The organism is Caulobacter sp. AP07 (genome assembly GCF_000281955.1).
Classification (GTDB): Bacteria; Pseudomonadota; Alphaproteobacteria; order Caulobacterales; family Caulobacteraceae; genus Caulobacter.
In genome coordinates this window covers 23738-47080 of the sequence record NZ_AKKF01000239.1, presented here as the reverse complement: position 1 = coordinate 47080, position 23343 = coordinate 23738, and the positions used below count along the sequence as shown (strand labels likewise).

At 68.7% G+C, this 23343-nt stretch carries 17 protein-coding genes; 6 read left to right on the top strand and 11 right to left on the bottom strand.

The window, feature by feature from the left end; translation table 11 throughout:
- Positions 1–199 precede the first annotated feature (199 nt).
- Entirely contained in the window at positions 200–2320 is a 2121-nt protein-coding gene (locus tag PMI01_RS21305) for a TonB-dependent receptor (protein ID WP_007674040.1), read from the top strand.
- 197 nt (positions 2321–2517) lie between these two features.
- The gene (locus tag PMI01_RS21300; RefSeq protein WP_007674037.1) at positions 2518–3978 is read left to right on the top strand and encodes a serine hydrolase domain-containing protein; all 1461 of its coding nucleotides are present in this window, start codon (positions 2518–2520) and stop codon (positions 3976–3978) included.
- A gap of 148 nt (positions 3979–4126) precedes the next feature.
- Here the strand turns inward: PMI01_RS21300 and PMI01_RS21295 are convergent, their stop codons facing one another.
- The 5 genes from PMI01_RS21295 to PMI01_RS21275 are packed head-to-tail and all read right to left on the bottom strand — an operon-like array spanning position 4127 to position 10543.
- Positions 4127–5353, bottom strand: a complete 1227-nt coding sequence (locus tag PMI01_RS21295; RefSeq protein WP_007674032.1) for a serine hydrolase domain-containing protein — start codon at positions 5351–5353, stop codon at positions 4127–4129.
- Complete coding sequence (locus PMI01_RS21290; protein WP_007674026.1) at positions 5353–6588, bottom strand: glycoside hydrolase family 1 protein; 1236 nt, start codon at positions 6586–6588, stop codon at positions 5353–5355. Before PMI01_RS21290 ends, PMI01_RS21295 begins: the two co-directional genes overlap by 1 nt.
- A gap of 11 nt (positions 6589–6599) precedes the next feature.
- A complete protein-coding gene (locus PMI01_RS21285; RefSeq protein WP_035037604.1) occupies positions 6600–7235 on the bottom strand; it encodes a TetR/AcrR family transcriptional regulator in 636 nt (211 codons plus the stop codon).
- 47 nt (positions 7236–7282) lie between these two features.
- Positions 7283–8245, bottom strand: coding sequence for an alpha/beta hydrolase fold domain-containing protein (locus tag PMI01_RS21280; protein ID WP_007674019.1), 963 nt, complete (start codon positions 8243–8245; stop codon positions 7283–7285).
- 39 nt (positions 8246–8284) lie between these two features.
- The gene (locus PMI01_RS21275; protein ID WP_007674018.1) at positions 8285–10543 is read right to left on the bottom strand and encodes a TonB-dependent receptor; all 2259 of its coding nucleotides are present in this window, start codon (positions 10541–10543) and stop codon (positions 8285–8287) included.
- A gap of 148 nt (positions 10544–10691) precedes the next feature.
- Between PMI01_RS21275 and PMI01_RS21270 the strand changes: the two genes are divergently transcribed.
- Positions 10692–12203, top strand: coding sequence for an MFS transporter (locus PMI01_RS21270; protein WP_007674014.1), 1512 nt, complete (start codon positions 10692–10694; stop codon positions 12201–12203).
- Between the two features lie 57 nt (positions 12204–12260).
- Positions 12261–13376, top strand: coding sequence for a glycoside hydrolase family 130 protein (locus PMI01_RS21265; protein ID WP_007674012.1), 1116 nt, complete (start codon positions 12261–12263; stop codon positions 13374–13376).
- 130 nt (positions 13377–13506) lie between these two features.
- On the opposite strand, the gene PMI01_RS21260 is transcribed toward PMI01_RS21265, so the two are convergent.
- Positions 13507–14505 (bottom strand): aldo/keto reductase, encoded by a 999-nt coding sequence (locus PMI01_RS21260; protein ID WP_007674006.1) that lies wholly within the window; start codon positions 14503–14505, stop codon positions 13507–13509.
- A 124-nt stretch (positions 14506–14629) separates the two neighbouring features.
- Between PMI01_RS21260 and PMI01_RS21255 the strand changes: the two genes are divergently transcribed.
- Positions 14630–15517 (top strand): LysR family transcriptional regulator, encoded by an 888-nt coding sequence (locus tag PMI01_RS21255; RefSeq protein WP_007674004.1) that lies wholly within the window; start codon positions 14630–14632, stop codon positions 15515–15517.
- 114 nt (positions 15518–15631) lie between these two features.
- Positions 15632–16765: a hypothetical protein gene (locus PMI01_RS21250; RefSeq protein WP_007674000.1), complete on the top strand. Its 1134-nt coding sequence runs from the start codon at positions 15632–15634 to the stop codon at positions 16763–16765.
- A gap of 116 nt (positions 16766–16881) precedes the next feature.
- Here PMI01_RS21250 and PMI01_RS21245 read toward each other — a convergent pair whose 3' ends face one another.
- The 5 genes from PMI01_RS21245 to PMI01_RS21230 form a co-directional block, all read right to left on the bottom strand.
- A complete protein-coding gene (locus tag PMI01_RS21245; protein ID WP_007673996.1) occupies positions 16882–17979 on the bottom strand; it encodes a 3-deoxy-7-phosphoheptulonate synthase in 1098 nt (365 codons plus the stop codon).
- Between the two features lie 95 nt (positions 17980–18074).
- On the bottom strand, positions 18075–18158 hold the full coding sequence (locus tag PMI01_RS27265) for a hypothetical protein (RefSeq protein WP_145688053.1): 84 nt from the start codon (positions 18156–18158) through the stop codon (positions 18075–18077).
- 243 nt (positions 18159–18401) lie between these two features.
- On the bottom strand, positions 18402–19022 hold the full coding sequence (locus tag PMI01_RS21240) for a TetR/AcrR family transcriptional regulator (RefSeq protein WP_007673994.1): 621 nt from the start codon (positions 19020–19022) through the stop codon (positions 18402–18404).
- A 99-nt stretch (positions 19023–19121) separates the two neighbouring features.
- Positions 19122–22217 (bottom strand): efflux RND transporter permease subunit, encoded by a 3096-nt coding sequence (locus PMI01_RS21235; RefSeq protein WP_007673993.1) that lies wholly within the window; start codon positions 22215–22217, stop codon positions 19122–19124.
- Positions 22214–23296 carry an efflux RND transporter periplasmic adaptor subunit gene (locus PMI01_RS21230; RefSeq protein WP_007673989.1) on the bottom strand — a complete coding sequence of 361 codons (1083 nt, stop codon included), beginning with the start codon at positions 23294–23296 and terminating at the stop codon, positions 22214–22216. The genes PMI01_RS21235 and PMI01_RS21230 overlap by 4 nt, the downstream gene beginning before the upstream one ends.
- Positions 23297–23343: the final 47 nt, after the last annotated feature.

Sequence of the window (23343 nt, the reverse complement as noted above, 5' to 3'; positions counted from 1 at the left end):
AGCCGCCATTCGCCAGGGTGGAAGGCGTTCCATCCGCACGCTGACCTTGCAAGCGCGCCTATGTTGAAAAATTTTCTTGCAAGAGAATTTTCCATCGCCTACCCATCCTCCAGGCGGGACAAACCCGCGATCAAAAAACAGGGGGATCGGCCGTGGCGTACGGAATTCATCAACGTGGACTGCGTTCGCCGCCGCCAGCGTGTCGGCGCTCCTGGCCGCCGCGCCCGCCGCTCTGGCCCAGAACGCGACCGGGGCGGCGGCCAGCGTCGACGAGATCGTCGTCACCGCCCAGCGCCGCGAGCAGCGCCTGCAGGATGTGCCGATCGCCATCGGGGTGGTGACGCCCGCCATCGTCGAGAAGGCCGCGATGAAGGACCTTCAGGATCTGGGGACCTATGTGCCCGGCCTGACGACCGGCTCGGGTCCGGGCATGCGGTTCGGCGCGTTCAAGGTCCGCGGGATCGGCTCGGGCGGGACGACACTGGAGGGTTCGACCGCGGTCCCGGTGTTCATCGACGACATCTATATGGGCCGGCCCGGCCTCAACAATCTGGCCCTGCTGGACATCGAACGGGTCGAAGTGGCCAAGGGACCGCAGGGGACGCTCTTTGGCCGCAACACCATCGGCGGCGCGATCGCCGTGGTCAGCCGCAAGCCGGTCGGCGAGTTCGAGGCCTATGCCGAAGGGCAGCTGGGCCCGGTCGAGAAGCAGATCACCGGGGTGGTCAACCTGCCGATCTCCGATCGGGTGATGACCCGCGTCGCGGCGCAATATGACGACTCCGACGCCCGCTACTGGAACAGCTACAAGCGCACCCATGTCGGCGCGGAGAAGACCGTGGCGGTTCGCGGACAGGTGAAGGTCCTGGCCAGCGACGACCTGACCTTCCTGCTCAGCGCCGACCTCGGCAACCTGCGCGGCGACAGCCTGCAGCAGAAGAACAGCTTGCCCCTGAAGGGCAACACCACGCCGGGCTTCCACGATCCGATCTCCCAGAACGCCGACACCCTGCGCAAGGTCGCGACGCGTGGGGTGAGCCTGCGCGCCGACTGGGCGCTGGAGGCGGCCACCCTCAGCTCGATCACCGGCTATCGCTACGACCAGTGGTTCGTCACCGCCGACACCGACCGCACCAGCCTCAGCCTGCTGCGCGAGCAGAACCCGCAGGGCTTCCAGCAGTATTCCCAGGAGTTCCGCGCGGTCTCCAACGGCGGCGGGCCGCTGAGCTGGCTGGCGGGCGCGAGCTACTATCGCGAGCGGGCCAAGGAAGACATGACGATCACGGCCGAGGCCGGCCTGCTCAACCTGTTCGGCATCAGCGCGCCGCCCACGCTCAGCGCCTCGCAGACCCGTAGCCAGCGCCAGGTCACCGAGAGCGCCGCGGTCTTCGGCGAGGCGAACTACGCGCTGACCGAACGCCTGAAGGTCACGGCGGGGCTGCGTTACACCTACGACTCGGTCGACCAGCAGGTGAACACCAACGCGCTCACCAGCCCGTTCACCGCGATCCTCGGCAAGGGCGTCTATCAGCCGACCGTCGGGACCGTCTATCGCGGCAAGACCTTCAGCAAGCTGACCCCGCGCGTGGCCATCGACTACCGTTTCACGCCGGACGTGCTGGCCTATTTCAGCGTGACCAACGGCTACAAGTCGGGCGGGTTCGACGCCGGCCGGCCGGCCGATCCGGCCTATGCGCCCGAAGAGGTCTGGAGCTACGAGGGCGGCCTCAAGTCGGAATGGTTCGACCGAAAGCTGCGGGTGAACCTCGCCGCCTACGCCTACGACTACAAGAACCTGCTGACCCGCTCGACGATCAACAACGCGCTGGTGCTGCTGTCGGGCAAGGTGAAGAGCCGGGGGATCGAGAGCGACATCACCTTCAAGCCGGTCCGGGGCCTGACCTTGACCAGCGCCCTTTCCTACCAGAAGCCGGAATACGGCGACTACATCGTCGCCGGCGTGAACTATCGCGGCAACCGGCTGGCCGGCGCCAACGCGTTCACCTCCTTCCATTCCATCGACTACGAGTTCGACGTGAAGGACCATGCGGTCGCGCTGCGGGCCGAGCACCAGTGGATCGACAAGGCCTACAGCCAGCCATCCAACGCGCCGCAGTTCTACACGGGCGACGCCTCGCTGGTGAACCTGCGCGCGGCGGTCACCGACCCAAGCGGCAAGTACGAGGTCGCGGTGTTCGGGAAGAACGTCTTCAACCAGCGCTACTATCTGGTGAACGGCCAGCTCTCGGCGGGCCTGGTGCACAACTTCGTCCAGTCCCCCGGCGGCTACTGGGGCTTCCAGTTCAAGGCGCGCTACTAGAGCATTTTCGAGCGAAGTGGATGCCGGTTCGCGTGAAGAAAATGCGTTGAAATGGAGAACTGGAGCACCTGGCCTGATGCAATCAGGCCGGGTGCTCCAGCCTCCCCGCGGTCCGCGCGCCGGGACCGCGCCAGGGGCGGGTCGAACCCCGTCCCTGGCGCGTGACGTCTCACTTCAGAACCTGATCGGGAGGCGACATGTTCGCTGCGACGCGCCGGCTGCTGACCGGCCTGCTGATCTCCGGGCTCGGCTTCGGCGCCGCCGCGGCCGGCGCTCGGGACGACCAGCAGGTCGCACGCATCGAAGCGGGCCTGCGGCCGAAGGTGCAGGTGGTCGGGCGCGACTATCCGCCGGCGCGCCTCATCGACCAGATGAAGGCGCTCTCCGTGCCGGCGGTCAGCATCGCCTTCGTCGATCAGGGCCGCATCGCCTGGACGCGCACCTGGGGTGTGGCGGACCTTTCGAGCGGCAGGCGCGCCGACGTCCATACGCTCTTCCAGGCCGCCTCGATGAGCAAGCCGGTCGCCGCCACCGCGGCGCTGGCCATGGTCGATGACGGCGTACTGACCTTGGACAGGCCGGTGAACGCCCGCCTCAAGGGCTGGAAGATACCCGAGAACGCCTTGACCATGGCCGCGCCCGTGACGCTCCGCCAGTTGCTTGGCCACACGGCCGGGCTGACGGTCGGCGGCTTTCCCGGTTACGGGCCCGGCGAGGCGATCCCGACGGTTTCGCAGATCCTCGATGGCGCGGCTCCGGCCAGGACCGTTCCGGTCGTCGTCGATCAGCCGCCGGGGCTTGCTTACCGCTACTCCGGCGGCGGCTATACGGTGCTCCAGCAACTGATGAGCGATGCTTCCGGCGAGGACTTCGCCGTGCTGATGGACCGCAGAATCCTCGGCCGGCTGGGCATGAAGGCGAGCGGCTATCGGCAACCGCTCCCGTCGAGGCTCGGCGATGCGGCGGCCAGCGGATACCGCGGCGAAGGCCAGATGACCCCCGGGCGATTCCATACCTATCCGGAATTGGCCGCCGCCGGCCTCTGGACCACGCCTTCGGATCTGGCCCTGTGGCTCATCGCCCTGGAGGGCGCCTATCGCGGGGAGCCGGGCGCGGTGCTGCGCCCGGAGACCGCCCGGGCCATGCTCACCCCGGGGCTCGGCGGTTGGGGCCTGGGTGTGGGCGTCGCGGGCGAGGGGAGGGACCTGCGCTTCTTCCACGGCGGTTCCAACGACGGGTTCCGTGGCATGCTGATCGGGTTTCCGGAGCGTCGTCAGGGGGTGGTGGTGATGACCAACGCCGACAAGGGCGGAGTCCTGGTCGGCGAGCTGGTGCAGGCGATCGCCGAGGCCTACGGCTGGCCGGGCTTCGAGCCGACGCGGGTCTCGCCGGTCGAGCTGCCGGCGGCGGTGATGGCCGGCTACGAGGGCGTCTATGCCTCCAGCTATGACGAGATCAGGCTGACGCGGTCGTCCCGGGGCGACACGCTGCGGGTGCTGTCGTTTGTCGGCGAGATCGCCGAACTCGTGCCGCAGGGGCCGGACCGTTTCGTGGAGAACCAGGGCGGAACGCCGGTCGTGTTCGAACGTGGCGCGGACGGCGCGGTGGCCAGCGTCATGGTGCGTGGCGTGGCGCGTCGGCGGCTATCGGAAAAATGAATCCCCGACACCCTGGTCCAGGGACCTTGTCATGCAGCGTCGCCGCGCCCAAGCCACGTCGATCCGGGCGATGGCGCGCGCCTGGCGGGTGTCTTCGAGGTCTCGTGGCCGCCGATGACCATGCCGTGAGGGCGTTTCAATCGACGTCTCAAGACATGATCGCTTCGGCCATCAACACCTGGGTTTGGGCCTGGAGCGGGGGCGCGGCGTAGGACAGGTGCTGGGTCATGGTCACCAGCAGCAGATCGTTGGCCGGATCGACCCAGAAGAACGTACCGGCCGCGCCGTCCCATTGGTACGTGCCCTGGCCGACCGGAACGCCCGCGGCTTGCGGATCGGTGAAGACCACGCCGTTGAACCCGAAGCCGAAGCCCGGCCGGATGCGCTGGTGACCGGCCACGAAGCCCTTCTCCATCAGGGCGTCGGGGAGATGGTTGGACATCATCAGCGTCGCGGCTTGCGGGGAAATGATCCGCCGGCCGTCCAGTTCGCCCTTGCCGAGCAGCATCTGGGCGAAGCGGGCATAGTCGCCGATCGTCGAGACCAGGCCGCCGCCACCCATCGCCAGCCTGGGCGGGGCGTCGCAGTCCGGCCGCAGCGGATTGGCGATGGCGGTCAGGGGCGCGTCGCCGGCCTTCAGATAGAGGGCGGCCAGCCGGTCGGCCTTCTCGGGCGGCGTATGGAAGGCGGTGTCGGTCATGCCCAGGGGCGCGAAGATCCGATCCTGCATGAACTGCGGCAGGGACTGGCCGGTCAGGCGCTCGATCAGGGCGCCCTGGACGTCCATGCCGATGCTGTAGCGCCAGGAGGTTCCGGGCTGGTAGGCCAGGGGCAACGGCCCCAGCCGCGCCATCATCTGCGCAAGATCACCCGCCTGCCACACCTGGGCGGCGCGATAGGCCTTGTCGATCGGATCGTTCGGGTCGGAGAGGGCAGTGCCATAGCTGAGACCCGCCGTGTGGGTCAGCAGTTTCAGCAGGGTCGGCGGATGGGCGGCCGGCTCCAGGCGCGTCGATCCGTCCGCCTCCAGTCCGGCCAACACCCGCGCCCCGGCGAACTCGGGCAGGTGCTTGTCGATCGGGTCCTCCGGACGCCACAGGCCCTCGTCCCACAGGATCATCATCGCCACCGCCGTCACCGGCTTGGTCATCGAGAAGATGCGGTAGAGGCCGTCGATCCGGCTGGCCTGGCCGGCTTCGATGTTCTGCAGGCCCATGGCGTGGACGTGGCACACTCGGCCGTGGCGCGCGACGAGCGTGACCGCTCCGGCGATCGTACCCGCGTCGATCTGGGCCTGGACCGCGGCGTCGACCTTGGCCAGACCGTCGGCGGACAGCCCGACCTCCTCGGGCGCGGCCGTGACGACCGGCGCCATCAGATCAGCCCCGCGCGGGCGATCGCGCCCAGGTGACGGGCGCTGGGCTTGGGCGTGCGGGCGAAGGTCTCGTAGTCGACGTGCACCAGGCCGAACCGCTCCTCATAGCCCCGCGTCCATTCGAAGTTGTCCAGCAGCGACCAGCAGATGAAGCTCTTCACGTCGATGCCGTCGTCCAGGCACTGGCGGACCTGCGCCAGGGCGCCGTCGAGATAGGCGATCCGCCGCGCGTCGTCGTGCGTGGCGACGCCGCTCTCGGTGACGTAGATGGGCCGACCGATGCGCTCGTGGGCCAGGCGGATCGTGCCGCCGAGCGCCTGAGGATAGAACTCATAGCCGGCCCCGGTCATCTCCGTGTCCCTGGGCGGCGGCAGCTGTCCTTGCGGACCGACCAGCACCCGGGTGTAGGTCTGGACGCCGACGAAGTCGGCGGCGCGCGCGACCTCCAGCCAGGGGCCGTACAGCATGTCGATCAAGGTCTCGGCCTGGTGGCCTTCGCCGACGCCCTGCACGTCCTGCATGGTCAGGGTCAGCCCGACCGGGAAGTCGCCAGGCCCGGCCTTCATGGCCTGGACGGCCTTGGCGTGGGCGTCCAGCAGCACGGGCTCGCAGGCCTCGACCGGCGCGAACAACAGGGACGAGAAACGCTCCGAGCCGCAGGCCTTGGCGCAGGCGGCGATCATCGCCTCGATGCCCTTCTGCCTGTCGCCGCCACGCCGCAACAGGCCGATCAGGCGCTGGATGTTGGCCTCGTTGAAGGTCGACGCATAGCTGATCAGGTCGCCGAGATGCTCGGTGGCCCGGCCGGCGAAACGCGCGAAGAGGTCCGCCCCGTCGGCGACCTCGAAGCCGCCGCGCGCGGCGAACCAGCTTGGGACCGTGAAGTGGTTATAGGTGACCATCGGCTTGAGGCCGCGCGCATGGCAGGCCTCCAGGACGCGGCGATAGTGGTCGAGGGCGGCGATCGAGAACTGGCCGGGCTCCGGTTCGATCCGGGCCCACTCGATGCCGATCCGGTGGCAGTTGAACCCCAGGTCGGCGGCGATGGCGATGTCCTCGCCATAGCGGTGATAGCTGTCGCAGGCGTCGAAGGACGGTTCGGCGAAGATGGTCGGCGTGACGTTCTCACACAGCCAGACGTCGGAATTGACGTTGGCGCCCTCGCTCTGATGCGCGGAGATCGCGGTTCCCCAGAGAAAGCCTTCGGGAACGGGGCGAGGATACGAGGACGTCAACGGGCAGGCTCCTAAAGCTTGTCTTCGATGTCGGGATAGAAGCGGCGCATCATGTCGCTCAGGACGCGCAGCGAGCGCTGCACGCCGTCGGCGTTGTTCATGAACACCGCCTCGAGGGCGAGGCCGCGAACGGCGGCGACGTAGAGCTCGTGAATGGCCTCGGCTTCGGGCGCGGGCTCCAGGCCCGCGGCGCGGACGCGTTCGGCGCTCCATTCGTGGGCGCGTTCGTCGATGCGCTTTTGCTGGGCGCGCAGCTTTTCGGCGAGATCCGGCTCGGACCGCGAGGCCAGCATGATCTCCATCACCGCGATGCCGGAGGGGCGGCTGATGACGCTCCACATGGTCTGCGGCAGGGCCACGAGCCACCGCGCCGGCTCCATCTCCAGGATGGTGGCGTTGTAGGCGGCCGAGTCGCTTTCGAAGACCGATTGGACGACCGCCAGCATCAGGTCGGTCTTGGCGGGGAACTGGTGGGTCATGGCCCCCCGACTGACCCCGGCCTCGTCGGCGACGCTGGAGACGGTCGTGGCGCTGTAGCCCGTCCGATAGAGGCAGGTGATGGCCGCCTGGATGAGCTTGGCGCGGGTGTCGGCGCTGCGTTCGGCCTGGGGGCGGCGAAGGCGGGGGGATTGAGCGGGAGTGTCCATGGCCTCCACCCTAACTTGACCCGTGCTTGAGGCCAGCGTCGGCGCGGTCATGCCAGGTGCTCCAGCCAGAAGTCGGCGATCTCAGCCCAGGCGGCGACGCCTTCGGGCGTTTGGGCCAGGGTCGGCTGGAAGACATGCGGCATGCCTTCGTAGATCTCGAGACGCGAGCTTTGGCCCGCCGCGCGCAGGGCGCGGTGCAGCCGGACGCTGTCGCTGAGCAGGATCTCGCGGGTGCCGACCTGCAGCAGCGTCGGCGGATAGCCGGGCTTGAAATCACCCCGGATGGGCGAAACGAGAGGCTCGTGCCAATCGGCCGGATCGGCATAGGCCCGGAGCGCCGGGGCAAGGACGTCGGCGTCCAGATAGTCGTACGGCGCGAGCGTGCGGTTGGTGTCGCCGCCGCCGGCCAGGTCGGTCACCGGCGAGATCAGGACCAGGGCCGAAGGCGTCGCCGCGCCCGCATCGCGCAGCGCCAGGGTGGCGGCCGCGGCGATGCAGCCGCCGGCGGAGTCGCCGAACAGGCCAAAAGCCGGCGTGTCCCGAGCGACGGCCTCGCAGACGGCGACCACCTCGCCGATCACCTGTCGCCATTGGGCGCGGGGCGCCAGGGTGTAGTCGACCGAATGGACGACCCGTCCGCTGGTCTCGGCGGCCAGGGCGGCGGTCAGCAGATTGGCGTGCGCCGAGCCACCGGCGAAGCCGCCGCCATGGACATAGATCAGGGGCGCGGCGCCCTCGCGAGCCGATCGCGGGCGGACGCTCAGCACCGGCGCGTCGCCGGCGGTCCAGGGTTCCAGCTCGGGCGCGAGGGCGGCGAGGGGGGCGGCCGTCATCTGGGCGGCGAAGGCCTCGCCCCGCGCCTTGGCCGCGTCGAAGTCCTCCAGCGTCCGCGGCGGCTCGCGCGGCGGCAGGCTGGCGATCACCCCGCCGATGACGGCCAGGATCGCGGCGGCTTCCGCCGACACCGAGGCGGGAATGAACAGTCGAGGATCGGGGGCTTGCTGGTTCATGATCGAAGGGCCGCGACGCGGGGTCGCGGCCCGGCTCTCCTAGAACTTGGCGTCGAGTGAGACGCCGATCGTGCGGCGCGACTCGGGGCCGCTGATTTGCGAGAACGACAGCGGGTCGCGCTGCTGGCGGGCCGTCGGCGTGGCGAAACGCACGACGGGTCTGTAGGTGTCCAGCAGATTGCGCGCGAAGATCGAGATCCCCAGGCGCTGGTCCTGGGTGCGCACCCCGATGCGGCCGCCGACGATGGTCGCCGCGGCGTTGCTGTTCTGCGGGCTGTAGGCGGCGTCGAAATTGATGCGCGAGGTGTAGGTGACGTCGGCCTGGACGAACCCTTCCAGCTCGCCGCTGAAATCGTGGCTGTATTCGCCAAACCCGGTCAGCTTCCACTTGGGCGCGCCGACCAGGCGGTTGCCGCCGGCGTCGTCGACGGAGACCGTCGGCGACAGGGTCATGCAGCCCTGGGCGGCCGTCTGGCCCTGGGCGCAGGAGACGCGGTAGCCGGCGCCGTACCTGGCGTCGTTATAGACCACGCCGGCGTTGAGGATCAGCTTCCGGGTCGGGCGGCCGATCAGATTGGCCGAGACCCCCTTGGTGACCAGCTTGGACGCGTTGCCGAAGATGAACGCACTGGCGGTCGGGTCGAAGAACTGGGCCTGGAAGTTGGTGATCTTGTTGTGGAAGCCGGCCAGGCTGGCGGTCAGGCGACCGTCCAGAAGATTGGTCTTGAGGCCGATTTCGCTGGCGTGGGGGATTTCGGGGCGGACGATCACCGGGGCCAGGCCGACGCCGGTCTGGTCGTTCACCGACGGGCCCTTGTAGCCCTTGGTGTAGGTTCCATAGAGCATGACGTCGCTGCTCAGGTCGTACTGGGCGCCCAGGCGGTAGGAGAAGTAGTCGTCCTTCACGTCGCCGCGGATGGTGGCGATGCTGAGGATCGGCGCCACCGCGCCGGCAGCCAGCTTGCCGGTGGTCAAGGCGCTGACGTCCTCACGGCCATAGCGCGCGCCGACCAGCAGTCGGAACGAAGGCTGGACGTGGATCGTGGCGTTGCCGAAGGCCGCGTAGCTCTTGGTCGAGGACGTGGTGGTCTGAACCTGGCCGACAAAGAACGGTACGCCGAGGTCGGCCAGGATCTGGCCGCGCTGGGTGTTGGTCCCGTCCAGGTCGCTGTTGAAATAGTAGAGCCCCAGGACGTAGTCGACGCGGCCGCCCATCGGGGAGGTGAGGCGCAGTTCCTGGCTGAAGTTTTTGATGTTGGTCGGCGACTCGTTGACGTTCAGGCGGTTGACCGGAACGCTGTCGACGTCCGAGGCGCGGAACGAGGACTTGAACTCGCGATAGGCGCTGATCGAGGTCAGGGTCAGGTCGCCGAGCCTGGCGTCGGCCTGGCCGGAGAAGCCATAGGTCCTGCTCGTCTGGTCCTGGCCGCCGTCGATGCAGCCGTCCTGGTTCTTGGGCCCGACGGTGACGCCGCAGGCGGCCAGGCGCTGGCTCAGCAGGCTGCCGGGCGTCGACATGTAGACGCTCCAGGGAACGCCGCCCTTCTTGTCGAACTGGGTGTAGTCGGCGATCAGGTTGACGCTGACTGTCCGCGACGGCTCCCAGAGCAGGCGGCCGCGCAGGCTTTGCCCCTGGTTCTCGTACCAGCTGCCGTCATGGAGATTTTGCTGGGTCCTGGGGGCCTGGCTCACGGAGCCGGCGACGCGCAGGGCCGCGTTGCCGGCCAGGGGAATGTTGACGACGCCCCGGCCGACAACGTTGCGCCGCTCGCCGACGTCGGCGTGGGCGATGGCGGCAAAGCCGGTCGGATCGGGCGCGACGGTGGTGATGTTGACCACACCGGCCGAGGTGTTGCGGCCAAAGAGCGTGCCTTGGGGCCCCTCCAGCACCTCGACCCGGGCCACGTCGAACAACTGCGGCGGGTTGGTGGAGGTGTTGGCCAGGGCCACGCCGTCGACCACGATCCCGACCGAACCTTCGGCCGAGCGGGCGAAGGAGATCGAGCCCACGCCCCGGATGCTCAGCGCGCCGAACGGGCCGGCCGAGTTGAGCGAGGGCACCGAACGGGTGAGGTCGGTGACTTCGTTGATGTTCTGCTTGGTCAACTGGTCGCCGGAGACGACCGAGACCGAGATCGGCACGTCCTGCAGTCGCTCTTCGCGCTTGTTGGCGGTGACGACGATCTCGTCGACCTGGGCGACGGGCGCCGGTGGGGTGACCTGCGCCAGGGCCGGGGCGGCCAGGGTGGCGAGGCTCGCGCCGCTTGCCAGCGTGATCAGGAACGCTTTTCCACTCATGGTTTTTCCCTCCCAATTTGAAGCGGTCTTTTGCCGCCATGGCCGGAAGGCATAGCTCACCAATTACAGAACGTACATCCTTTTTGTTGTTATTCGCGCCGACGCTGCTAACCTCGGGTCGTAACAACAAGCCCAATGGGAGGGGCGAATGCGCCGCGGCGAGCCTGAAACACGGCCCAGTGATCCCCCGTCCGATCCAGGGAAACGCGTCACGGACAGGCCACCCCTGACCCTGGGCCTGAAGCTGGCCTATGCGGCCGGAGCCCTGCTGGACGGCGTGGCGACCCAGGCGGTCAACATCTTCCTGTTCTTCTACATGACGGCGGTCTGTGGAGCCCCGCCCGCCCTGGCCGGAGCGGCCGTGGCGGTGGGGCTGGTGGTCGATGCGGTCGTCGATCCGCTGATCGGCTCGATGTCGGATGGCCTTCGCTCGAAGTGGGGGCGCCGGGCGCCGTTCATGATCTGGGGCGCGCCGCTCACCGCGCTCTTCGTGGTCCTGATCTTCTCCCTGCCGACGGCGCTGGGCGGACTGGCCCTGGTGGCGTGGATCACCGTGCTGTCGATCGGCCTTCGCGTGTCGATCTCGCTGTTCCTGCTGCCCTACAACGCCGTCGGCGCCGAGTTGAGCGAAGACTATGCCGAGCGCTCCTCGATCGCGGCCTGGCGCTGGGGGGCGGCGATGATCGGGGCCTTGGTGGCGATCCTGTTGGGCTTTGGCGTCTTCTTCGGCGGCCCCGAGGGCCTGACCAGGCGGGCGGCCTACACGCCCTTCGCGCTCAGCATCGGCGCGATCGCCCTGCTGGGGGCGGCGCTGGCCATTCGCGCATTGTTCCTGACGCGGGACCGCCAGCACGTCGCGCCGGTCGAGACGGGCGCCGCGCACCTTCGTTTCCTGCGGGCTCTGGGCGAGATCTTCGGCAACCAGTCGTTCCGTGTCCTGTTCGTGGGCGGCATCCTCCTGTTCAGCGCCCTCAGCGTTCACAGCACGCTTGGCCTTCACGCCAACACCTATTTCTGGCGCCTGGCGCCCAAGCAGACCCAGGTCGTCACCCTGGCGCTTTTCGTCGGCCTGTTGCTGGGCGCGCCCCTGGCCGGTCCGCTGCTCAAGTGGCTCGAAAAGCGGATGGTCCTGCTGGTCGGCATTGTCGGCCTGGGCGCGGCGTTCGCGGGGCCGGCGACCTTGCGTCTGCTGGGACTGCTGCCGTTCGAGGGCGATCAGCTGGTCGTGGTGCTCGCCAGCGCCGTCTTCGCGGGCGGCGCCCTGATGGCCGCCGCGGGGATCGCCTTCGCCTCGATGATGGCCGACGCCGCCGACGAGCACGAATACCTCTTCGGAGCCCGCCGCGAAGGCCTCTACTTCGCCGGCTGGGCGTTCGCCAGCAAGGCCGCCGCGGGTCTTGGGGCGTTTGTCGCGGGCCTGGGGCTGCAACTGATCGGCTTCAAGAGCGCCACGGCCGGAACCGCGATCCAGGCCCTGCCTCCAGGAACGCTCGCCTGGATCGGGATCCTCTATGGGCCGGGGGCCGGCCTTCTGGCCCTCGCCGCGGCGGTGAACTGCCTGTTCTACCGCCTGGACTTGGTCAGCCACGCCAGGATCCTCAGAGCTCTTCGGGAACGACGCAGCGTTCCCGACCGGCTCGCGGCGGAGATGGCGTCATGAGCACCGGGATCGGAGTCGTCGGGTGCGGCATGGCGGCCCAAGCGGAGGTTTGAAGACATGACCACGATCGATCGTTCCGGCGCCGCCGCCGACTGGACCCTGGGTCCGTTCACCACGCCCCGTCGTATCCTGGAGGCCAGGGCCGACGTCACCTTCACCTGCCCGGTCTCGCGGGCCCCGGTCGCCTGGGCCGCCAAGGATGTCTTCAACGCCGGGGCGGTGGCGCACGAGGGGCGCGTCTGCCTGCTGGTGCGGGCCGAGGACAAGGTCGGCCGCTACGCCGGCGTCTCGCGCATCGGCCTGGCGACCAGCGCCGACGGCGTGAACTTCGCGCTGGAACCCGAACCTGTGCTGGCGCCGGGGGAGGACCGCTGGCAGGCCTGGGAATGGCCGGGCGGGCTGGAGGATCCTCGCGTCGTCATGTCTCCCGACGGCCTGTTCGTCTGCACCTACACCGCGTTCGACGGCAAGGTCGGGGTCCTGTTCGTGGCCACCTCGACCGATCTTCGCACCTGGACCAAACACGGCCCGGCCTTCGCCGGATCCCCCTATGCGCGGCTGGCCACCAAGGCGGGCGCGATCGTCACGACCCTGGCGGACGGGCGGCTGGTCGCGGCCAGGATCGATGGGCGCTACTGGATGTACTGGGGCGAGGGGACGCTTCATGCGGCGACCTCCGAGGACCTCATCGTCTGGACGCCGGTCGAAGCCGACAGCGCGCCGGACAAGTATCTGACCTGGGATCCCGACCAGGTGGGGCCGATGGGCCATTGGGCGCTGGACAGGGTTTCGGGCCCGCGCGGTCTTCGCACCCTGGCCGGACCCCGAAGGCGCCGCTTCGACTCCCTGCTCGTGGAGCCGGGCCCTCCGCCGATCCTCACCGAGCAGGGGATCGTGCTGATCTACAACGGCGCCAATCACGTCGTCGACGGCGACCCTGGCGTCGCGCCCTTCGCCTATCAGCCCTGCCAGATGCTGTTTGACGCGAAAGATCCCACCGCGCTGGTCGCCCGCGGTACGGAGCCGTTCCTGCGCATCACCCAAGGCGAGGCGCAGGGGCAGGTGGGCAACGTGTTCTTCGCTCAGGGGTTGGTGGCGTTCCAGGGTCAGTGGCGGCTCTATCTTGGCCTGGCGGACTCGCGCTTGGGCGTGACGACGGCGCCCTTGGACTGACGGTCCCCTTGGCGTTGCCCCGACCGGAGAGGGGCGTTCGCAAGGCGCGATCTGCAACGGGCCGAGCGGATGGCTGCGTCAGTTGGAGCGGGTCTTGTCGGCCATGGAGGTCTCCTGCCGCGGGGGCGATCTAGCGGCCGGTCTGGGCCAGGACGGCTTCGGGAAGCCTCGCGCCCTGGATCGGGATCTTCGCGGCGGCCTCTTCGATCGCCACCAGGTCGTCGGCCGTCAGCTCGACGCTGGCCGCGCCCAGGTTCTCGGCGAGGCGGGAGGGCTTGGTGGTGCCGGGGATCGGCACGATCCACGGCTTCTGGGCCAGCAGCCAGGCCAGGGCGACCTGGGCGGGCGTGGCCTGCTTGCGCTGGGCGATGGCCTTGAGCAGGTCGACCAGCGCCATGTTGGCGGCGCGGGCTTCAGCGGCGAAGCGCGGCGAGATCGACCGGAAATCGGTCGGGTCGAGCTTGGTGGTCTCGTCGATCTTGCCGGTCAGGAAGCCCGCGCCCAGCGGGCTGAACGGCACGAAGCCGACGCCCAGTTCCTCGCAGGCCGCCAGGACGCCGTTGTGCTCCACATCGCGTGTCCACAACGAATACTCGTTCTGTAGCGCCGCGACCGGCTGCACGGCATGGGCCCGTCGCAGCGATTCCAGGCTGGGTTCCGAAAGCCCGAAGCACCCCACCTTGCCCGCCGCGATCAGGTCCTTCACCGCGCCGGCGACATCCTCCATCGGCACGGCGGGATCGACCCGGTGCTGGTAGAGCAGGTCGATGCGGTCGGTGCGCAGGCGCTTGAGCTGGGCCTCGGCGACGGCTTTGATGTGGTCGGGCCGGCTGTTGAGGCCCCCGGTCCGGGCGCCCGTCTCCAGATCGATGTCGAAGCCGAACTTGGTGGCGATGACCACCTGGTCGCGGAATGGCGCCACGGCCTCGCCCAGCAGCGTCTCGTTGGCGAAGGGCCCATAGGCCTCGGCCGTGTCGAACAGAGTCACGCCGCCGTCGAAGGCCGCGCGAATGACCCCTACCGCCTCCTCGTGGGGCGTTGCCGGACCGTAGGCGGCGCTCAGGCCCATGCAGCCGTAGCCGAGGGCGGAGACTTCCGGGCCGGCCTGGCCGAGTTTGCGCTTCTGCATGTCCATGCTCCTGACGTTCGCGAACGCGGAGCCCCGGCGCCTTCGCATGATCGGCAAGATAGGCCTGGCCCGTTCCAGCGATTAGACCCCATAATCGCGATGCCGCTTTTAGTGGGGCTAACAAATGGCTCAGGGCTTCGACGAACTTGCCGCCTTCGCCGCCGTGGCCAGGGAGCGCAGCTTCACGCGCGCCGGCGCCAAGCTCGGCGTATCGCCCTCGGCGCTGAGCCAGACAATCAAGGGTCTGGAGGGGCGACTGGGCGTTCGCCTGCTGACGCGCACCACCCGCAGTGTCGCCCCGACCGAGGCGGGCGAACGCCTGTTGCAGACCGTGGCGCCGCGCTTCGAGGAAATCGAGCAGGCGCTCGTCGCGCTCGCCGAGATGCGCGAGCGGCCGGCCGGCACGATCCGCATCACGGCCGGCGAGCATGCCGCCCGCTCGGTCCTGCAGCCGGGCCTGGCCAGACTGTTGCCGGACTATCCCGACATCCGGGTGGAGATCACCGTCGACTACGGCCTGGTCGACATCGTGTCCGAGGGCTTCGACGCGGGCGTGCGCCTGGGCGAGCAGGTGGCCAAGGACATGATCGCGCTACGTATCGGTCCCGACATGCGCATGGCCGTGGTCGGCTCGCCAGCCTATTTCGCAAAGCGCGAGAAGCCGCTGAACCCGCAGGATCTCACCGACCACAACTGCATCAACATGCGGCTGCCGACCTACGGCGGCCTGTTTCCGTGGGAGTTCGAGAAGGATGGCCGCGAGGTGAAGGTGCGGGTCGATGGCCAACTCGTCTTCAACACCATCCGGCAGCGGCTGGACTCGGCCCTTCAAGGCCTGGGCCTGGCCTATATGCCCGAGGACGTCGCTACGCCCTGCATCGCGTCCGGCGAGCGGGTGCTGGAAGACTGGTGCCCGCCGTTTTCCGGTTACCATCTCTACTACCCGAGCCGGCGGCACGCCTCGCCCGCATTCTCGATGCTGATCGACGCGCTGCGGTTCAAGGAGCGCTGATCGCGGCGCCGTGGCCATTTGTTAGGCCAGCTAAAGAGACCAAGTCCTTTCCAGCCGCTAATCGAGGATTTGGCGCCGCGATAGTCTTCCTTCGATACCGAAGGGAAATCCATCATGGGCCTGATCGCCAGCTTGTCGTCCCGCGCCAGCGCCATGGCGCTCTGCTTGATCCTTGGCGGCCTGGCCTTTGCCGGCCCGACATCGGCGCAGACCCTTAAGTCCATCCAGACCCCGGCCAAGCCTCTCGTCCTGAAGGCCAGGGGAAGCTTCTTCGTCGGTGGGCGATCGGTCGAGCAGAAGGCGGGGGAGATCCTGCTGGGACCCGACGACAGCGTCACCGTCGACCAGATGTACGTCGAGTACATGGTCCCGACCGGCAAGACCAAGGCGCCGGTGGTGATGATCCATGGCGCGGGCCTCAGCGGCAAGAGCTACGACACGACGCCCGACGGTCGTATGGGCTGGTACGAATATTTCGTCCGCAAGGGCCATCCGACCTACGTCGTGGATCAGGTCGGCCGGGCGCGCTCGGGGTTCAATCAGGCGGCCATCAACAACAGGTTGTCCGGCGCCAGCAGCGCGCCGTCCACGCCTGTCGCTCCGACCGGTCCTGGAGCGCCGGCCCCTATGGGCCCCGGGGCCTTTCGCTTCGGCGACCGCGTCGGGGTCTGGACCAATTTCCGCTTCGGGCCAAGGTTCGGCGAAGCGTTTCCCGGGGCCCAGTTTCCCGTCGAGGCTGTCAGCGAGCTTTCCAAGCAGGCCATTCCCGACCTGACCTCGCAGACGCCGTCGCCCAATCCCACGCTCAAGGCCCTGTCCGACCTGGCGATCGACCTGGATGGCGCGGTCCTGATCAGCCACTCGCAGTCGGGGCCCTTTCCCATGGATGCGTCGCTGATCGATCCGCGGGGCGTCGCCGGGATTGTCGCCGTCGAACCTGGAGCGTGCCGGGCCAGCTACACCGATGAGCAGATCGCCAAGTTGGCGAAGATCCCGACCTTGGTCGTGTTCGGCGACAACCTGTCGGCTCAGACAGGCTTGAGCAGCCTTACCTGGCAGAACCGTCTGGACGGCTGCCGCGCCTACGCCGCGCGTATCAAGGCGGCCGGCGGGCAGGCGGACATCGTCGCGACCGCCGAGCGGGGCATTCGGGGCAACAGTCACATGCTGATGCAAGACAAGAACAACATTCAGATCGCGGACATCATCCTTCAATGGATGGATGACCGGGCGGCGCGGTCTCGATAGCGCTGTTGCCCTGGCGTCGGCCACGGCATGGTGAGCGTCGCGTTTTGGGGCTGGCCCAAGGTCAGCTTGTGGCGCGACCGGCAGGACGCCGCGGGCGTCCTGCCGTTGCATGGCGTCTAGTGCTCCATGGCCTGGCGTCCGGCGCGCACCGCCGCCGCCAGGTCGTCGAGCAGGCGCACCGAGGTCTCCCAGTCGACACAGGCGTCGGTGACCGACTGGCCATAGGTCAGGGGCTGGCCCGGCACGATGTCCTGGCGACCGGCGACGAGGTTGCTCTCGATCATCACGCCCATGACCGGCGAGCGCCCGGTCGCCACCTGGGCGCAGAGATCGGCCACGACGGCGGGCTGGTTCTCGTGGTTCTTGCCGCTGTTGGCGTGGCTGGCGTCGACCATGATCCGCGGCGGCAGGCCGGCCGAGGTCAGGGCCTGAGCCACCGCCGCGACGCTGGCGGCGTCGTAGTTGGGCGTCTTGCCCCCGCGCAGCACGACATGGGAGTCGGCGTTGCCGGTGGTGGTGGCGATGGCGGCGCGGCCCTCCTTGGTCACGGCCAGGAAATGATGCGGCTGGGCGGCGGCCAGCACCGCGTCGATCGCGACCTTGACGTCGCCGTTGGTGCCGTTCTTGAAGCCGACCGGGCATGACAGGCCCGACGCCATTTCGCGGTGGATCTGGCTTTCGGTGGTGCGCGCCCCGATCGCGCCCCAGGCCACCAGGTCGGCGATGTATTGCGGGGTGGTGACGTCGAGGAATTCGCAGGCGGTCGGCAGGCCCTGGGCGCTGACGTCCAGCAACACGCGCCGCGCCAGCCTCAGGCCTTCATTGATCCGGAAGCCGCCGTCCAGGTCCGGGTCGTTGATCAGCCCCTTCCAGCCGACCGTGGTGCGCGGCTTCTCGAAATAGACCCGCATCACGATTTCCAACTCACCCGCATGGCGCTCGCGCTCGACGGCCAGTCGACGGGCATACTCAAGGGCGGCCTTGGGGTCGTGGATGGAGCACGGTCCGATGACCACCACCAGGCGGTCGTCGCGGCCATTCAGGATTTCGTGCACGGCGTGGCGGGCGTCGCCGACGATTTCGGCGATCGACGAGGTGGCCGGCGCCTCGCCGATCACCTGGGCGGGAGGGCTGAGGGTCTGCAGGCGCGAGATGCGCAGGTCGTCGGTGGGGACGGGGATCGAGACGAGATGGGCGGCGGTCGAGGATGGCATGGCGTAACTCCGGGAAATCTTGAGGTCCGGCGGCCATGAAAAAAGCCGCCCGGGGAACCCCTGGCGGCTGGTGAAGACATTCGACGGCGCTGAATTCAGGCCGAACGATCCCCTCCCGGCGCCAGAGGCGTCGGATAGCTAAAATACCAAAACAGCTGTTGGCTGGCGGCGAGGATCATGGACGCCACCCTAGAGCCAAGTTTGCCGTCTGTCACGCCCAGGCCGTTCGGATGACAGAATCGGGCGGCGCCACCCAGATCCTTGGGGCGAGCAGGGCGGAGAAGAGGGCTATTTGATCCCTGTGGCTTGGCGTTCGTGGGCTCGATCGAGCGGGGCTCGTGAACGTCCGCCTTTCGGCCGCGGGCCAACGCCAGCTATTGGCGCAGCCTCGAACTTGTCGCGCTTGGTTCGGCTGCAGTCTCCTATTCCCGAAACTGCGCGACGATGTCTTCGACACTCTCTACAAGCTGCTCGCTGGCCAGCGCGCCCAGTGCTTGACAGGTGGCGCTCGCGCCGAAGATCACCAAGGCGAGCCTGTGCGCGACGACGGGCATGCCGCCGGACGCCTCCGGTGCGATCAGCAGAGCAAGCTGGTGTTGCAGTCGTTCGATCTCAGTGTGGATCGCCCCATGCACGGGCGTCTCAGGCTGGGAATACTCTACCGCCAGGTTGAGGGCGAAGAGGCCCCGGCTTGGCGCAGTGGCGAATTGGGCGGCGAAGTGGTCGCCGATCGCGCGGATGCGCTGGCGGGGTTCGCTGGGCGTAGCCTCGAGGGCTTCGACCAGCGCGAGCCTGGCTTGGCGTCCGTCTTCGCGGAGGCACGCGATGACCAGCGCCTCCTTGCTGGGAAAATGCCGATAGAGCGTGGGTTTGGTGAGGTTGGCCGCCGCGACGACGTCACCGATCGAGGTCGCGTGCGCGCCGAAGCGGCGGAAGAGATCGATCGCCGCCTCGATCAGGCCGGCGTGGGTGCTGTCCCAGCGCGCCGCCGCCCGGGTCGGGCGGCGCGGCCGTGGAGGACCTGACGGCAAGGATTGGGTCATCGGATCATCGCTCGTGAAGAGGATCGCGGCGGCTGGGGGAAGGGGGCAGCCGCCGCGATCGGGCTCCCGGCGGGGTAAGTCGCGCCGGGAGCGGCGGCCCTAGGCGAGAGACACGTCCAGGACCGGAGCCATCGAAGGATCGGTGCGCGATCCCTCGCGGATCTTGAACCACAGCGCATAGAGCGCCGGCAGGAACACCAGGGTCAGCACGGTCCCGCCGATCGTCCCGCCGATCAGGGTGTAGGCCAGCGACGACCAGAACACCGAGAAGGTCAGTGGCACGAAGGCCAGCACCGCCGCCAGGGCGGTGAGGATCACCGGCCTGGCGCGCTGAACCGTCGCCTCGACGACCGCATGGTAGGGGTCCAGGCCGTCCTTCTCGTTGGTGTGGATCTGGCCGATCAGGATCAGGCCGTTGCGCATGATGATCCCCGCCAGGCCGATCAGGCCCAGGATGGCGTTGAAGCCGAACGGCTGGTGGAAGATCAGCAGGGTGGGGACCACCCCGACAAGGGCCAGTGGCGCGGTCAGCAGCACCATCCACATCGCCGACAGCGAACGGACCTGGAAGATGATCACGATCATCATCAGGATGAACATCAGCGGGAAGACCGCCGCCAGGGCCGCATTGGCCTTGGCCGCTTCCTCGATGTCGGCGCCGGCCTCGATCCGGTAGCCGGCCGGCAGCTTGGCCTTGACCGGTTCCAGCGCCTTGATCACCTCGGTCGAGGCGGCCGGGGGCTGGAACTCCGCGCCGACGTCGGCGCGCACGGTGATGGTGGGCAGGCGGTCGCGGCGGCGCAGGATCGGATCCTCCATGCGGATCTCGGCCTTGCCGATCTGGTCGAGCGGCACGCGCTGGCCTTCCGAGCCCAGCAGGGTGAAGGCGCCCAGCTTGGCCGGATCCAGGCGGTCGGCGCCGCTGGTGCGGGCGATCACCTCGACGGTGCGGATGTCCTCGCGGACCTGGGTGACGGGCGCGCCGGTCAGCAGGAACTGTAGCTGCTCGGACGCGTCGCGGCTGGACAGGCCCATGGCGCGCAGGCGGTTCTGGTCGAGCACGAAGTGGACGCTCGGGACCCGCTCGCCCCAGTCGGTATTGACCTGCCGCAGGGCATGGTTGGCCTGCATGACGCCGCGAACCTGTTCGGCGATCTCGCGCACCTTGGCCGGGTCGGGCCCCATGACGCGGAAGGCCACGGGCCAGGGCGAAGGCGGGCCGAACACGATCTGGGTGGCGCGGATGCGCGCGCCGGCCACCGAGCCTTGCTGGGCGAACTGGCGAACCCGGGTCTCGAGGGCGTCGCGCGCCTTCTCGTCCGAGGTCAGCACCACGATCTTGGCGAAGGACGGATCGGGCAGCTCGGGCGACATGGCCAGGAAGAAGCGCGGCGCGCCCTGGCCGATATAGCTGGTGACGATCTTGGCCTCCGGCTGCTTGCTCAGCCACGCCTCGACCTGGGCCGTCGCCTGGCTGGTGGTCTCGATGCTGGAGCCCTCGGGCGTCTGCACCTCGATCAGCACTTCGGGGCGGTCGGAGATCGGGAAGAACTGCTGCTTGACCAGGCCCATCATCACGAACGACACGACCAGCGCCGCCGCGACGCCCAGCACCACCTTCAGCCGGTTGGTGACCGTCCAGCCGATCAGGCCCCGGAACTGGCGATAGCGCGGGGTGTCGTAGATGGCCGCGTGACCGCCCTCGACGGGCTTGATCTTCGGCAGCAGCACCACGCCCAGATAGGGCGTGAAGATCACCGCCACGAACCACGAGGTGATCAGGGCGAAGGCCACGACCCAGAAGATGTTGCCGGCGTACTCGCCCGCGCTGGACTTGGCGAAGCCCACCGGCATCAGGCCGATGATCGTCACCAGGGTGCCGGCCAGCATCGGCGCGGCCGTGTGGCCCCAGGCATAGGTCGAGGCGAAGATGCGGTCGCGGCCTTCCTCCATCTTCACCACGATGGTCTCGATGATGATGATGGCGTCGTCGACCAGCAGGCCCAGCGACAGGATCAGCGCGCCCAGGGTGATGCGGTCGAAGTCGCGGCCGGTGGCCAGCATGATCACGAACACCGCCGCCAGGGTCAGCGGCACGGCCAGGGCCACGACCACCCCGACGCGGAAGCCGAGGCTGACCAGACTGACGGCGATCACCACCACCAGCGCCACGAAGAACTTCAGCATGAACTCGTCATAGGCTTCGGTGATGTTCACCGCCTGGTCGGTGACCTTGGTGAAGGAGAGGCCCAGCGGAAGTTCGCCGGTGATGGCCTTGGCTTCCTTCTCGAGGTCCTTGCCCAGCCGCAGGCCATTGTAGCGCTCCTTCATCACGACCCCGAGCTCCAGGGCCGGCTCGCCGCCGTTACGGATGAAGAAGGTCGCGGGGTCCTCGTAGCCGCGCTTCACCTCGGCCAGGTCGGACAGCTTGAGGGTCTTGCCGCCGACCACGATCGGCGTGTCCTTGATCGTCTGGAGGTCGTCCAGCGCGCCGTCCAGGCGCATCTGGATCTGCGGTCCATTGGTCTCGATCGAGCCGGCCGGAGTGACGAGGTTGCGCTCGTTCAGGGCCGCGAAGATCTCGCGCGGGCTGACGCCCAGGTTCGACAGGCGCGCCTGCGAGAAGTCGACGAAGATGCGCTCGGGCCTCTCGCCGATGATGTTGACCTTCTTGACGCCCGGAACGTGCAGCAGGCGCTGGCGCAGAGTCTCGGCCTGGCGCACCAGCTGGCGGTGCGGCTCGCCCTTGGCCTTCAGGGCGTAGAGCGCGAAGGTGACGTCGCCGTATTCGTCGTTGATGAACGGGCCCAGCACGCCACGCGGCAGGTTGGCGGTCTCGTCGCCCAGCTTCTTGCGGGCCTGGTAGAACTGTTCCTGCACCTCCTTGGGGGGGATCGGATCCTTAAGGGTCAGTGTGGTGAAGGCCAGGCCCGGACGGGTGAAGGTCTCGGCGCGGTCGTACCACTTCAGTTCCTGCAGCCGCTTCTCCAGCGGCTCGGCCACCTGGTCCTGCATCTCCTGGGCGGTGGCGCCTGGCCAGGCGGTGACCACGGTCATCACCTTGATGGTGAAGCTGGGGTCCTCGGCGCGGCCCAGCCTGAAGAAGGCGAACGTCCCGGCCAGCACGACGGCGATGATCAGGAACAGCGTAACGGCGCGTTCGCGCACCGCCAGGGCGGAGAGGTTGAAGTTCATTGCGCCGCTCCGCCTTGCAGGGTGACGCGCTCGCCCTGGTGCAGCATGTGCGAGCCCAGAGCCACGAAGCGTTCGCCGGCGGCCAGGCCCGCTGTGACCGTGGCGGTCTCCTCGCCGACGGCGGCGAGCTGGACAGCGCGCCAAGTAACCGTCGAGGTCTTGGCGTCGACGATCCAGACCCCCGGACCCTTGCCCGAGTCATAGAGGGCGCCCAGGGGGACGGCGCGGCCGCCGGTCTTGGCGGCGCCGGGCAGAGAAATGGTCACCGTCGCGCCCAGCGGCGCGGCGGCCAGGGCTCCGTCCAGGACATAGCGGGCCTCGAAGGTGCGGGTCCGAGGATCGGCGGCGTCGGAGAGCTGGCGCAGTCGGGCGGGGGCGGGGGCGGCGTCGCCGAACACCGAGGCGGTCGCGGACGAGCCGACGGCGGGGCGCAGGGTCTCGGGCAGGGCGATCGTCGCCTCGCGCGGGCCAGCATGGGCCAGGCGAACCACGGTCTGGCCGGCGGCGACCACCTGTCCAGGCTCGCCCAGGGTCTCGACCACCACGCCATCGGCGTCGGCGACCAGCACGGCGTAGCCGGCGGCGTTGCGCGACACCCGGGCCTGGGCCTCGGCCGCTTGCAGTTGGGCGCGGGCGGCGAGGGCGGCGGCCTTGATCTGGTCGTAGGTCGAGCCCGACACCGCGCCGGCCCCGACCAGGTCGCGATAGCGCGCCTCGTCGGCCTCGGCCTGGACGGCCCGGGCTTTGGCGGCGGCCACGGTCTGCTCCTGGGCGGCCTGGGCCAGGGCGTAGTCGGCGGCGTCGATGCGCATCAGGGGCTGGCCCCGGCGCACCGTCTGGCCGGTGTCGACCAGGCGCTCGACGATCTTGCCGGGGACGCGGAAGCCCAACTGGCTCTCGATGCGGGCGGAGACGACACCGGTGAACTGGCGCTCGCCGTCGATCGCGGCGGGCGCGGTGGCGACCCGCACGACCGGCGGCTGGGTTCGGGGATCGGCGGCGGCGTCATGGCCGTCGCACGCGGCGAGCGGTGCGGTCAGGCCGCCGACGAGGGCGGCGAGGAGCAAGCGATGCGACATGGCGAAGGGTCCTGCCTTGAGCGGAGACCTCCACATCGTGTCCAGTG